Raw genomic sequence first — 13,833 nt, 5'->3', positions numbered from 1 at the left:
TCGCGCGGTACGGTCTGCCTGTGACCGCTGCGCATGTCATCCCGTTCCTGCCCGGGTTCATCCCGCCGGACGTCGACATGAACATGGTGATCGCCGACGTCGGGGACGACGGGGTCAGTGCACCCGGCGCCGATGTGGCGGCCCTGCGCCAGGTGGTCTCCGAGGCGCGGTCGGACGGCATCGATCTCAAGATCGTCGTCATCGACACCAACCCGCACATCGACACCCCGTTGCGGGACATCGCGACCGAGGTCGGTCAGGCCTACCCGGGGTCGACCGTGCTGGCGCTGAGTCCGTCGTACGCCGGGACCTACAGTTCGACCTTCGACCGCGTGACGCTCGAGGCGGGTCAGGATCTGGCCAAGACGGGCGATCCGGTGCAGTCGTCGAAGAATTTCGTCGGTCAGCTCACCACCCCGGACTTTCCCTGGACCGCGTTGACCATTGTCCTTGTTATTGGGGTCGCAGCGGCGACCGCGGCGACCCGGTGGTTACAGATTCGAGGCAAACGGGCGGCCGCGGCCGAAGCCGGTCCCACCCCCGCTGACCAGCGCTGACGCATCTGTCCGTCGCGCTGCGCAATTTCCAACATCACCATTCGATAACAGTTAATTCAATTACAAACATGTAGTTTGTGACTAAAGTTTCTTCAGCGTCGATTGTGACGTACGGTGCATTCGGTACCCAATGTTGTCGCTGTGCCTGATGTGACTTGTGTGCATCGGTGCCCCTCACGAACGTGCCGCCGCGTTCGCGTCGACCCCTAGGAGACTTGAGTCGAATGAGACGCACCGCTCGCGCCTCCGCATCCCGGCTTCTCGGCCGGATGTGCGCGTTGCCCCTGACCGTCGGAATGCTGATGTCCGCGGCGCTGTGGAGTGGAACTCCCGGGTCCGCGGACACCGAGAACGTCGCGACCCTGGTGGCCGCCGTCGCCAACGCCAACCAGAAACTGCAGGACCTCGGCGCCGCCGTGCAGAGCACGCAGGAGGGTGTCAACAAGGCGATCCTCGATGTGCAGAACGCCCGCGACGCGGCCGCCACCGCCCAGCGTGAGCTCGAGGCCAGCCAGCGCGGCATCGAAGACGCCAACATCGCAATCACCGCCGCCCAGAAGCGATTCGACACGTTCGCCGCCGCCACCTACGTCAGCGGTCCGTCGTCGTCGTACGTGACCGCCGCCGATCCCGCCGACGTACTGCACACCGCCTCCACCGCCCAGACCCTGTCGATCAGTTCGGCCCGGGTGATGGAGAGCCTGCAGCGGGCCCGCACCGAACAGGTCAACAAGGAGTCCGCCGCCCGGCTGGCGAAGCAGAAGGCCGACCAGGCCGCCGCCGACGCCGAGGCCAGCCAGCGCGCCGCCGTCACCGCGCTGACCGAGGCGCAGCAGAACTTCGGGAGCCAGCAGGCCGAACTCGACCGTCTCAGCGCCGAACGCGCAGCCGCCCAGGCCCGCCTCGCGGAGGTCCGCAAGGCCTCGGCATCCGTGGCGCCGGCCGCACCGGCCGCACCCGCCGCGGCCCCGCAGGCCGCCGCATCCGGTCCCGCCTCGAACTGGGACCGCGCGCCAGGCGCCCCGGCGCCGGCCGCCGGGAACTGGGACACCGCATGGGATCCCACGCTGCCCGCGATTCCGAGCGCATTCGTCAGTGGCGACCCGATCGCGATCATCAACGCGGTCCTCGGCATCACGGCCACCTCGGCGCAGTTGACCTCGCAGATGGGCCGCTCGTTCCTGCAGAAGATCGGCCTGCTGCCGACGCCGACGGGATACACCAACGCCGCGATCCCGCGGGTCCACGGCCAGCAGGCCACCGAGTACGTCATCCGGCGGGCCATGTCGCAGATGGGTGTCCCGTACTCCTGGGGCGGCGGGAACGCGGCCGGCCCCAGTCGCGGAATCGATTCCGGCGCAAACACGGTCGGCTTCGACTGCTCCGGGCTGATGCTGTATGCGTTCGCCGGTGTCGGCATCAAGCTCGACCACTACTCGGGCTCGCAGTACAACGCCGGCCGCAAGGTGCCCAGCTCGCAGATGCGCCGTGGCGACATGTTGTTCTGGGGTCCCAACGCCAGCCAGCACGTCGCGCTCTACCTCGGCAACGGACAGATGCTCGAAGCCCCGTACACCGGGTCGGTGGTCAAGGTGTCGCCGGTGCGTAGCAGCGGCATGACCCCGTACGCGACCCGGCTTATCGAATGGTGAGATTGTTGGAATCGTTGCGCCGCACGCTTTTTCACGGCGTGAAGAGCTTCGTTGTGGCAGCGGCCGCAGTCGCGATGCTGGTCGGGGTGACCAGCCCGGCGTCGGCGGCACCCGATGACGGTCAGTGGGACCCCACCCTGCCCAAACTGCTCAGTGCGGGGGCGCCTGGGGATCCGCTGGCGATTGCGAACGCCTCGCTGGCGGCCACCGCCCAGGCCACCCAGGTCACCATGGATCTGGGCCGGAAATTCCTGTCGAGCATGGGTATCGGCGGATCCTCCGCGTCTGCGGGTGTGGCGCCGGGGCGGGTGCGTGGCCCGCAGGCGATCGAGTACGTGATCCGGCGGGGTGCCTCACAGATGGGCACGCCGTACTCGTGGGGTGGCGGGAAGCCCAACGGCCCGAGCCGCGGCGTCGACTCCGGCGCCAACATCGTGGGCTACGACTGCTCGGGCTTCACCCAGTTCTCCTATGCCGGCGTCGGCGTGCTGATCCCGAAGTACTCGGGCGACCAGTACAACACCGGTCGCAAGGTCCCGACCTCCCAGGCGAAACGGGGCGACCTGTTGTTCTGGGGGCCGGGCGGCAGCCAACACGTCGCGATGTATCTCGGCAACGGACAGATGCTCGAATCGTCGGGCAGCGCGGGCAAGGTGACGGTCAGCCCGGTGCGCCAAGCCGGACTGCAGCCGTACGTGGCCCGCATCATCGAATCCTGAGCACAGCCTGAGGCGGACCGGGCAACGTCGACGGATTCCGGAGTGCCTGGAATAGTTGACGGCGGGCGCCCTCGCGTCCGCCGCAGGACCAGCGAAAACAGTGGGAGGAATCTCGATGACGTCACCGAGTGGGCCGCCGCAGGGCGCCGGAGGTTATTCCGGTCCGAACCCCGCGCAGGGATATCCCGCCGGTTCCCACGCCGCGCCGCAGGGTCCTGCCGGCGCACAGAGCCCCACCCCTCAGAACAACGGTGGCCTGCAGCCCGAGGTGCACACCCTGGAACGGGCGATCTTCGAGGTCAAGCGCATCATCGTCGGGCAGGACCGGCTGGTCGAACGGATGCTCGTCGGCCTGCTCGCCAAGGGCCACGTCCTGCTCGAGGGTGTCCCGGGTGTGGCGAAGACGCTGGCGGTCGAGACCTTCGCCAAGGTCGTCGGCGGCACGTTCGCGCGCATCCAGTTCACCCCCGACCTGGTGCCCACCGACATCGTCGGTACCCGCATCTTCCGCCAGGGCAAGGAGGAGTTCGACATCGAACTCGGCCCCGTGGTGGTGAACTTCCTGCTGGCCGACGAGATCAACCGTGCCCCCGCGAAGGTGCAGTCCGCGCTGCTCGAGGTGATGGCCGAACGCAAGATCTCCATCGGCGGCAAGACCTTCCCGCTGCCGCAGCCCTTCCTGGTCATGGCGACGCAGAACCCGATCGAGCAGGAGGGCGTGTACGCCCTGCCCGAAGCGCAGCGCGACCGCTTCCTGTTCAAACTCAACATCGACTACCCGACTCCGGAGGAAGAGCGCGAGATCATCTACCGGATGGGTGTGAAGCCCCCGGAGCCCAAGCAGATCCTCGCCACCGGTGACCTGCTGCGCCTGCAGGACGTCGCGGCCAACACCTTCGTGCACCACGCGCTCGTCGATTACGTGGTCCGCATCGTCACCGCCACCCGCGAGCCCGAGAAGTTCGGCATGCCCGACGCCAAGGCGTGGATCGCCTACGGCGCCTCCCCGCGTGCCTCGCTGGGCATCATCGCCGCCTCCCGCGCGCTGGCGCTGGTGCGGGGCCGCGACTACGTCATCCCGCAGGACGTCGTCGAGGTGATCCCGGACGTGCTGCGCCACCGCCTGGTGCTCACCTACGATGCGCTCGCCGACGAGGTCTCCTCGGAGACGGTGATCAACCGCATCATGCAGACCGTCGCGCTGCCGCAGGTGAATGCCATTCCGCAACAAGGTCCTTCGACCCAGCCCGCGGTCCCGGCCGGAGCGGGTGTGGCGGGCGGTCGGTGACCGAGTCCGACGGCCGTTCGGTCGATCTGCCGTCGCTGCAGCGCGGCCAGATCCGCGACCCCGCACTGTCGGCGGCGTTGCGCAAGCTCGAACTGACCGTCCGACGCAAACTCGACGGCGTCCTGCACGGTGATCACCTCGGTTTGATCCCGGGTCCGGGTTCGGAGCCGGGGGAGTCGCGGATCTACCAGCCCGGCGACGACGTCCGTCGAATGGACTGGTCGGTGACCGCGCGCACCACGGTGCCGCACGTGCGGGAGATGATCGCCGACCGTGAGCTCGAGACGTGGCTGGTGGTCGACATGTCGGCCAGCCTCGACTTCGGCACCGCGGGCTGCGAGAAGCGTGACCTCGCGGTGGCCGCGGCCGCCGCGATCGCGTTCCTCAACAGCGGTGGCGGTAACCGGCTCGGTGCGGTGATCTCCAACGGGCAGACCATGCGGCGTGTGCCTGCGCTGTCCGGTCGGATGCACGAGCAGGAGGTGCTGCGGACCATCGCGACCACCCCGAAGGCCCCGCCCGGGGTCCGTGGAAACCTCGCCGAGGCGATCGACGCGCTGCGCCGTCCCGAGCGCAGGCGGGGGATGGCGGTGGTCATCAGTGACTTCCTCGGTCCGATCGACTGGATGCGCCCGCTGCGGGCGATCGCCGGCCGCCACGAGGTGCTGGGAATCGAGGTGCTCGACCCGCGCGATGTCGAACTGCCCGAGGTCGGTGACGTCGTGCTGCAGGACGCCGAGACCGGGGTGACGCGCGAGTTCACCATCGACCACCAACTGCGTGAGGACTTCGAGCGGGCGGCCGCCGAACACCGGGCCGAGGTGGCCCGCACGTTGCGGCGCTGCGGAGCCCCGCTGCTGAGCCTGCGCACCGACCGGGACTGGATCGCCGACGTGGTGAGGTTCGTGGCGAGTCGACGCCGCGGCGCCATGGCCGGCCGATGAGCGCTTGCGCGAAGAGGAAACAACCGCGATGAGCGCTTGCGCGAAGAGCAAAGACGCCGATAGTCGATATAGAAACGAATTGACAAGCCGCACATGACTTTACCGTTGCTCGGCCCGATGTCCTTCTCGGGTTTCGAACATCCGTGGTTCTTCCTGTTCCTGATCGTCGTGCTCGCCCTGGCCGGGCTCTACGTCATCGTCGCCCTGGCCCGGCAGCGCCGGATCCTGCGGTTCGCCAACATGGAACTGCTGGAGAGCGTCGCGCCGAACCGGCCGAACCGCTGGCGACACCTCCCGGCGATCCTGCTCGTCGCCTCGCTGGTGCTGCTCACGGTCGCGATGGCGGGGCCGACCCGCGATGTCCGGGTTCCGCGCAACCGCGCGGTGGTGATGCTGGTGATCGACGTATCGCAGTCGATGCGCGCCACCGACGTGTCGCCGAGCCGGCTGGCCGCCGCCCAGGAGGCCTCCAAACAGTTCGCCGACGAATTGACCCCCGGTATCAACCTCGGCCTGATCGCCTATGCAGGCACCGCCACGGTGCTGGTGTCGCCGACCACCAACCGCGAGGCCACCAAGACCGCGATCGACAAACTTCAGCTGGCCGACCGCACCGCGACCGGTGAGGGCATCTTCACCGCGTTGCAGGCCATCGCCACCGTCGGCGCCGTGATCGGCGGCGGGGACGAACCGCCGCCGGCGCGCATCGTGCTGTTCTCCGACGGCAAGGAGACGGTGCCGTCGAATCCGGACAACCCCAAGGGTGCGTTCACCGCGGCCCGCACCGCGAAGGATCAGGGCGTGCCGATCTCGACGATCTCGTTCGGCACCCCGTACGGCTACGTCGAGATCAACGAGCAGCGCCAGCCGGTCCCGGTCGACGACCAGATGCTCAAGAAGATCGCCGACCTGTCCGAGGGGGAGGCGTTCACCGCGTCGAGCCTCGAACAGCTGCGTGAGGTCTACGCCAACCTGCAGCAGCAGATCGGCTACGAGACGATCAAGGGCGACGCCAGCGTGGGCTGGCTGCGTCTGGGCGCGCTCGTGCTGGCCCTGTCGGCGCTCGCCGCGCTGCTGCTCAACCGGCGCCTACCGGGATGACGCCCGACCCGAGTCGATTTCGGCGGGAGACGGGCCAGACGTTAAGTTGACGGACATGACCGACAGCGCAGTAGCCGAGACCGAAAGCCAGTCGACGGGCGGCAGACCGCCGTTCGTCTCCCGATCTGTGCTGGTCACCGGCGGCAACCGCGGGATCGGCCTGGCAATCGCCCAACGGCTGGCGGCCGACGGCCACAAGGTCGCGGTCACCCATCGCGGCTCCGGCGCCCCCGAAGGTCTGTTCGGCGTCGTGTGTGACGTCACCGACAACGAAGCCGTCGACCGCGCGTTCAAAGAGGTCGAGGAACACCAGGGTCCGGTCGAGGTGCTGGTCTCCAACGCCGGCATCTCCAAGGACGCGTTCCTGATGCGGATGACCGAGGAGCGGTTCGAGGAGGTCATCAACGCGAACCTGACCGGCGCCTTCCGGGTGGTCCAGCGCGCGTCGCGCAGCATGCAGCGCAAGCGGTTCGGCCGGATCATCCTCATCGGTTCGGTGTCCGGTATGTGGGGGATCGGCAACCAGGCCAACTACGCGGCCGCCAAGGCCGGTCTGATCGGCATGGCCCGCTCGATCTCGCGCGAACTGGCGAAAGCCAACGTCACCGCCAATGTCGTGGCCCCCGGCTACATCGACACCGAGATGACCCGGGCGCTCGACGAGCGGATCCAGGCCGGTGCGCTGGACTTCATCCCGGCCAAGCGCGTCGGCACCGCCGAGGAGGTCGCCGGGGCGGTCAGCTTCCTGGCGTCCGAGGATGCGAACTACATCGCCGGCGCGGTCATTCCCGTCGACGGCGGCATGGGCATGGGCCACTAAAAGAGATAGGGACTTTCACATGACAGGGTTTCTCGAGGGTAAGCGCATCCTCGTCACCGGGATCATCACCGACTCGTCCATCGCGTTCTACATCGCCAAGGTCGCCCAGGAGGCGGGTGCGGAACTGGTGCTGACCGGCTTCGACCGGATGAAACTGATCCGGCGGATCTGTGACCGGCTCCCGAACCCGGCGCCGCTGCTGGAACTCGACGTGCAGAACCAGGAGCACCTCGACACGTTGGCCGACCGCGTCACCGCCGAGATCGGTGAGGGCAACAAGCTCGACGGCGTGGTGCACTCCATCGGCTTCATGCCGCAGACCGGGATGGGCATCAACCCGTTCTTCGATGCGCCGTACGAGGACGTGGCCAAGGGCATCCACATCTCGGCCTACTCGTATGCGTCGCTGGCCAAGGCCACGCTGCCGATCATGAACCGCGGCGGCGGCATCGTCGGGATGGATTTCGACCCCACCCGCGCCATGCCCGCCTACAACTGGATGACGGTGGCCAAGAGCGCGCTGGAGTCGGTCAACCGCTTCGTCGCCCGTGAGGCCGGCCCGTACGGGGTGCGCTCCAATCTCGTTGCCGCGGGACCGATCCGGACGCTGGCCATGAGCGCCATCGTCGGCGGTGCGCTCGGCGCCGAGGCCGGTGAGCAGATGAAGCTGCTCGAGGAGGGTTGGGACCAGCGGGCGCCGATCGGCTGGAACATGAAGGATCCGACACCGGTGGCCAAGACCGTGTGTGCCCTGCTGTCGGACTGGCTGCCGGCCACCACCGGCACCGTCGTGTACGCCGACGGCGGCGCGCACACCCAGTTGCTCTGACACATGGAGTGCTGTGCTTTTTGACGCGCTGCTGGTGCTGTCCTTCGGTGGACCCGAGGGCCCCGACCAGGTGATGCCTTTTCTGGAGAACGTCACCCGGGGCCGCGGGATCCCGCGGGAACGGCTGGCCAGCGTGGCCGAACACTACCTGCACTTCGGCGGCGTCTCCCCGATCAACGGCATCAACCGGGCGTTGATCGCGGAGATCGAGGCCGAACTGGGCGCCCGCGGCGAGACGCTGCCGGTGTACTTCGGCAACCGCAACTGGGATCCCTACGTCGAGGACGCGGTGACCGCGATGCGCGACGACGGGGTGCGGCGCGCGGCGGTGTTCGCCACATCGGCGTGGGGCGGATACTCCAGTTGCACGCAGTACAACGAGGACATCGCCAGGGGTCGCGCGGCCGCCGGTGACGGTGCGCCCCAGCTGGTGAAGTTGCGCCACTACTTCGACCACCCGCTGCTCGTGGAGATGTTCGCCGAGTCGATCGGCGTTGCGGCGCAATCACTTCCGGCCGACCTGCGCGATGAGGCCAGGCTGGTGTTCACCGCCCACTCCATCCCGGTCGCCGCCGACGACCGACACGGCCCCAACCTCTACAGCCGCCAGGTGGCCTACGCGACCCGGCTGGTGGCCGCCGCGGCCGGATACTCCGAATTCGACCAGGTGTGGCAGTCGCGGTCGGGTCCGCCGCGTATCCCGTGGCTCGAACCCGACATCGGCGACCACGTGGCCGCCCTCGCCGAGCGCGGTACGAAAGCCGTCATCATCTGTCCGATCGGTTTCGTCGCCGACCACATCGAGGTGGTCTGGGATCTCGACAGCGAGGTGCGCGAACAGGCCGCCGACCTGGGCATCGCGATGGCCCGGGCCAGGACGCCCAACGCCGACCGGCGTTACGCCCGCCTCGCCCTCGACCTCGTCGACGAACTCCGCGGCGACCGCGACCCCCTGCGCGTCGCTGGTGTCGACCCCGCACCGGGGTGCGGATACAGCGTCGACGGCACCACCTGCGCGGATTCACCGCGCTGCGTCGCCCGCATCACCGGCTGAGCATTCCCTCGCCGTCTCAAACTCTCAGTGTGTTCGTCTTGCGCCCGTCGCTGCATCGGTGAATGATCGCTGTTGCGTCATAAACATCGTGTTGCAAAGAACGCAACAACTCCTTCGTTGAGTGAGAGCGGTCCGCCCATGCCCAAAATCGTCGTGATCGGTGCCGGGATCGTCGGCACGTCACTGGCCGACGAATTGACCGCGCGCGGCGCCACCGACGTCACCGTCGTCGACCGCGGACCCCTGTTCGCCACGGGCGGGTCCACCTCGCATGCGCCGGGTCTGGTGTTCCAGACCAACCCGTCGAAGACCATGACCGCCTTCGCCCGCTACACCGTCGAGAAGTTCTGCACACTCGACCATCCCGACGGCTGGGCGTTCAACCAGGTCGGCGGACTGGAAGTCGCGGCCACCCCGGAACGCTGGGCCGATCTGCACCGCAAGTCGGGGTGGGCGCAGGCGTGGGGGATCGAGGGACGGCTGCTGTCGGCCGACGAATGCGCGGCGTTGCACCCGCTGGTCGACCGCGACCGCATCCTCGGCGGATTCCACACGCCCACAGACGGTTTGGCCAAGGCCGTCCGCGCCGCTGAAGCGCAGGCCCGCCGGGCGATTGCGCGCGGCGCCGCCTTCCTGCCGCACACCGAGGTGCTCGGCGTCGTCGAGAAGGCGGGGCGGGTGGCCGGTGTGCGGACCTCCGACGGTGTGATCGATGCCGACGTCGTCGTGTGCGCGGCCGGTTTCTGGGGCGCCGAACTGGCACGACAGGTCGACCTGGTGCTGCCGCTGGTACCCATGGCCCACCAGTACGCCCGGACCGGTCAGATCGCGCCCCTGGTCGGGCGCAACACCGAGCGCGCCGAAGCCGGCCTGCCGATCCTGCGCCACCAGGATGCCGACCTCTACTTCCGGGAGCACGGGGACCGCATCGGCATCGGGTCCTACTGCCACCGCCCCATGCCGGTCGACATGTCCACGCTCATGGCCGACACCGCGGGCGAGGCGATGCCCTCGATGCTGCCGTTCACCGATGACGACTTCGCTCCGGCCTGGAGCGCGGCGACCGAACTGCTTCCCGCACTGGCAGATTCGAAGGTTGAAGAGGCGTTCAACGGGATCTTCTCCTTCACCCCGGACGGTTTCTCGATCATGGGGGAACACCGCGATCTGGCCGGGTTCTGGGTGGCCGAGGCGGTATGGGTCACGCATTCCGCGGGTGTGGCGAAGGCGACCGCGGAGTGGATTCTCGACGGCACCCCGGCGGTCGATGTCAGCGAATGCGACCTGTACCGCTTCGAGGACGTGGCCCGCAGCCCCGCATTCGTCATGCAGACCAGCTCGCAGGCGTTCGTCGAGGTGTACGACGTCATCCACCCCTACCAATTCCGTTCCGCACTGCGCGGTTTGCGCACCAGCCCGTTCCACGCACGACACCGCGAACTCGGCGCGCACTTCTACGAAGGCGGGGGCTGGGAGCGGCCGGCGTGGTTCGAGGCCAACGCAGGCCTCACCGCGGATCTCGACATCCCCGAGCGCGACGAGTGGTCCGCGCGCCACTGGTCACCCATCTCGGTCGCCGAGGCGCACGTCACCCGGGAGCGGGTGGCGATGTACGACATGACGCCGCTGACCCGTTACGAGGTCGCCGGTCCGGGCGCGGCGGCGTTCCTGCAGAGGATGACCACCAACAACATCGACAAGAGCGTCGGGTCGGTCACCTACACGCTGATGCTCGACGAAGCGGGCGGCATCCGCAGCGATCTGACCGTGGCGCGGCTGGGCCCCACAACGTTTCAGGTCGGCGCCAACTCGCCACGTGACTTCGACTGGCTCGACCGCCACCGACCCGACGACGTGGTGCTGCGCGACATCACCGGCGGCACCTGCTGCATCGGCGTGTGGGGTCCGCTGGCCCGCGACATGGTCCAACCGCTGTGCAAGGACGACCTGTCCCACAACGCCTTTCGGTACTTCCGCGCTCTGCGCACCTATCTGGGTGCCCTTCCGGTGACGATGATGCGCGTCTCCTACGTCGGGGAACTCGGCTGGGAGATCTACACGAGCGCGGACTACGGCGGTGCGCTGTGGGATCTGCTGTTCGAGGCCGGACGCGACCACGGGGTCATCGCGGCCGGCCGGGTCGCGTTCAACAGCCTGCGCATCGAGAAGGGTTACCGCAGTTGGGGAACCGATATGACGACCGAACACCGCCCCGCCGAGGCCGGCCTCGACTTCGCGGTGCGCATGGACAAGGGCGACTTCGTCGGCCGCGCCGCACTCGAACAGGCACCACCACCACAGAAGACGTTGCGCAGCATCGTGTTCGACGATCCCGCCGCCGTGGTGCTCGGCAAGGAGCCGGTGTACGCGGCCGGTGACTGCGTCGGCTACGTGACCAGCGCCGGGTACTCCCCGACGGTCGGGCGCACCATCGCCTACGCCTGGCTGCCCGCCGGTGCGGACACCGGTGACCCGGTCACCGTCGACTACCGCGGCACCCGCCACCGCACCACCGTCCACGCTGAACCGGTCCTCGACCCTGACATGCTGCGAATCCGGAGATAGCCCATGGCCCACTCGTCACATGCAGACGTCATCGTCATCGGCCTCGGTGGTATGGGCAGCGCCGCCGCCTACCACCTCGCCTCCCGCGGTCAGCGCGTGCTCGGACTGGAGAAGTTCACCCCCGCCCACGACAAGGGGTCCAGCCACGGCGGATCCCGCATCATCCGGCAGTCCTACTTCGAGGACCCCGCCTACGTCCCGCTGCTGCTGCGCGCGTACGACCTCTGGGACCGGCTCGCCACCGACTCCGCCCGCGAGGTGTACCGGATGACCGGAGGACTGTTCATCGGTCCACCCGACTGCCTCACCGTCGCCGGGAGTCTGCGCGCCAGCCGGCAGTGGGGTCTGGATCACGAGGTACTCGACGCCGACGAGTTCCGCCGCCGGTACCCGAACTTCACCCCACGCGAGGGTGATATCGCGCTCTACGAGGCCAAGGCCGGGTTCGCCCGCCCCGAGATGACGGTGCAGGCGCACCTCGACCTCGCCGAACACGCCGGGGCCACACTGCGCTTCGGCGAGGAGGTCACCGGCTGGACGGCCACCGCCGACGGCGTCCGGGTGACCACTGCCACGGGGACCTACTCGGCGGGCCAACTGGTGATCTGCCCCGGCGCGTGGGCACCGCAGCTGCTCGCCGAGTTCGGTATCCCCATCACCGTCGAACGCCAGGTGCTGTACTGGCTGGACCCGGTCGGCGGCAACGAGCCGTTCGTGGAGCACCCCATCTTCATCGCCGAGAACGAACGCGCCGAACAGATCTACGGCTTCCCGGCGATCGACGGACCGCACGGCGGGGTGAAGGTCGCGTTCTTCCGCAAGGGTGTCGAATGCACCCCGGACACCATCGACCGTGTGGTGCACGAGCGGGAGACCCGCGAGATGCGTGACGAGGCGGCGCGGCTGCTGCCCGCCCTGGACGGGCCGTGTGTGCACTCCGCGACGTGCATGTACTCGAACACACCCGACCAGCATTTCGTGATCGCCCGCCACCCCGACAGCTTCAATGTGACCGTCGCGTGCGGGTTCTCGGGGCACGGGTTCAAGTTCGTGCCGGTGGTCGGGGAGATCCTCGCCGATCTCGCCACGACCGGCGCCACCGACCACCCCATCGGACTGTTCGATCCTCGCCGCCTGGTGCACGCATGACGGCGACCGAACAGTCCGCGACGCTGCTCGCGACCCTCGGTGGTGAGTTCTACACCAGCGCCGCGGTATTCGCCGCCGAGCAGGCCGAGATCTTCGAGAACTCCTGGATCTGCGCCGTGCGCGCCGCCGACCTGGCCCAGCCGGGACAGTTCAAGAAGGTGCAGATCGGCCGGGAGAGCGTGCTGGTGGTGCGGGCCCGCGACGGGTTGCTGCGCGCGTTCCTCAACGTCTGCAGGCACCGGGGTGCGCAACTGTGCACCGAATCCGAGGGGCAGGTGCGGCGCACGCTGCGCTGCCCCTACCACGCGTGGACGTACGCGCTGGACGGCAAGCTCGTCGCCGCACCGAACATCGTGGCGCTCACCGACAACACCGGCGCGGCCATCGACCGCTACCGGTACGGGCTGGTGCCCGTGGCGCTCACCGAATGGCTCGGCTACGTGTGGGTGTGCCTTGCCGACGTGCCGCCGTCGTTCGAGGAGACGGTCGTGGGGGAGGTGACGTTGCGCCTCGGCGACGCGGCGGCCATCGACCGCTACGGCGTCGAGGGACTGAAACTGGGCCACCGCATCGTCTACGACGTCGCCGCGAACTGGAAACTCATCGTCGAGAACTTCATGGAGTGCTACCACTGCTCGTCCATCCATCCCGAACTCGTCGACGTGCTGCCGGAATTCGCACGCGGCATGGCCGCTCAGTCCTTCGTCGGCCACGGCGCCGAATTCGGTTCCGACATCACCGGATTCACCGTCGACGGCTCACCTGGCTTCGGCACGCTGCCCGGTCTGTCCGACGAACAGGACCGACGGTACTTCGCGATCACCGTGCGGCCGTCGGTGTTCGTCAACCTCGTCCCCGACCACATCATCTTGCACCGCATGTACCCGCTGGCCGCAGACCGCACCGTCGTCGAATGCGACTGGCTCTACGCCCCGGACGTCGTGGCCGCCGGGCACGACGTGACCCGGTCGGTCGAACTGTTCCACCGGGTGAACCAACAGGATTTCGAGGCCTGCGAACGCACGCAGCCGGCCATGTCGTCGCGGGCGTACCGACACGGCGGCGTGCTCGTACCCGCCGAACATCACCTCGCGGAGTTCCATCAGTGGGTAGTGTCCCGTCTCGGCATGTCGGACGGTTGCGCAAGGGGCTGAC

The 13,833-nt window shown here is 68.3% G+C and carries 12 protein-coding genes; all 12 read left to right on the top strand.

Features of this window, described 5'->3' with window-relative positions; all coding sequences use genetic code 11:
• Positions 1–20: 20 nt before the first annotated feature.
• The 12 genes from G6N49_RS11065 (at position 21) to G6N49_RS11010 (ending at position 13,832) form a co-directional block, all read left to right on the top strand.
• A complete protein-coding gene (locus G6N49_RS11065; RefSeq protein WP_011855587.1) occupies positions 21–557 on the top strand; it encodes an Rv1476 family membrane protein in 537 nt (178 codons plus the stop codon).
• Between the two features lie 224 nt (positions 558–781).
• A complete protein-coding gene (ripA, locus tag G6N49_RS11060; protein WP_083045518.1) occupies positions 782–2,209 on the top strand; it encodes an NlpC/P60 family peptidoglycan endopeptidase RipA in 1,428 nt (475 codons plus the stop codon).
• Positions 2,203–2,928, top strand: coding sequence for an NlpC/P60 family peptidoglycan endopeptidase RipB (gene ripB, locus G6N49_RS11055; protein WP_083045519.1), 726 nt, complete (start codon positions 2,203–2,205; stop codon positions 2,926–2,928). The genes ripA and ripB overlap by 7 nt, the downstream gene beginning before the upstream one ends.
• Positions 2,929–3,043: 115 nt before the next feature.
• A complete protein-coding gene (moxR1, locus tag G6N49_RS11050; protein ID WP_011559849.1) occupies positions 3,044–4,216 on the top strand; it encodes a chaperone MoxR1 in 1,173 nt (390 codons plus the stop codon).
• On the top strand, positions 4,213–5,160 hold the full coding sequence (locus tag G6N49_RS11045; RefSeq protein WP_011559850.1) for a DUF58 domain-containing protein: 948 nt from the start codon (positions 4,213–4,215) through the stop codon (positions 5,158–5,160). The genes moxR1 and G6N49_RS11045 overlap by 4 nt, the downstream gene beginning before the upstream one ends.
• Before the next feature lie 93 nt (positions 5,161–5,253).
• A complete protein-coding gene (locus tag G6N49_RS11040; protein WP_011559851.1) occupies positions 5,254–6,261 on the top strand; it encodes a VWA domain-containing protein in 1,008 nt (335 codons plus the stop codon).
• Positions 6,262–6,316: 55 nt separating this feature from the next.
• Positions 6,317–7,081, top strand: a complete 765-nt coding sequence (gene fabG1 / locus G6N49_RS11035; protein ID WP_011855589.1) for a 3-oxoacyl-ACP reductase FabG1 — start codon at positions 6,317–6,319, stop codon at positions 7,079–7,081.
• 19 nt (positions 7,082–7,100) lie between these two features.
• Positions 7,101–7,910 carry an NADH-dependent enoyl-ACP reductase InhA gene (gene inhA / locus G6N49_RS11030; protein WP_011559853.1) on the top strand — a complete coding sequence of 270 codons (810 nt, stop codon included), beginning with the start codon at positions 7,101–7,103 and terminating at the stop codon, positions 7,908–7,910.
• 13 nt (positions 7,911–7,923) lie between these two features.
• Complete coding sequence (locus G6N49_RS11025) at positions 7,924–8,964, top strand: ferrochelatase (protein WP_083045520.1); 1,041 nt, start codon at positions 7,924–7,926, stop codon at positions 8,962–8,964.
• 138 nt (positions 8,965–9,102) lie between these two features.
• The gene (locus G6N49_RS11020; RefSeq protein WP_179967746.1) at positions 9,103–11,529 is read left to right on the top strand and encodes a GcvT family protein; all 2,427 of its coding nucleotides are present in this window, start codon (positions 9,103–9,105) and stop codon (positions 11,527–11,529) included.
• Positions 11,530–11,532: 3 nt separating this feature from the next.
• On the top strand, positions 11,533–12,678 hold the full coding sequence (gene solA / locus G6N49_RS11015; RefSeq protein WP_083045522.1) for an N-methyl-L-tryptophan oxidase: 1,146 nt from the start codon (positions 11,533–11,535) through the stop codon (positions 12,676–12,678).
• Positions 12,675–13,832, top strand: coding sequence for an aromatic ring-hydroxylating oxygenase subunit alpha (locus tag G6N49_RS11010; protein ID WP_011855593.1), 1,158 nt, complete (start codon positions 12,675–12,677; stop codon positions 13,830–13,832). The genes solA and G6N49_RS11010 overlap by 4 nt, the downstream gene beginning before the upstream one ends.
• Position 13,833: the final 1 nt, after the last annotated feature.

Source organism: Mycolicibacterium monacense, assembly GCF_010731575.1.
In the GTDB taxonomy this organism is placed as follows: Bacteria; Actinomycetota; Actinomycetes; order Mycobacteriales; family Mycobacteriaceae; genus Mycobacterium; species Mycobacterium monacense.
This window is presented reverse-complemented; position numbering and strand designations above follow the sequence as displayed.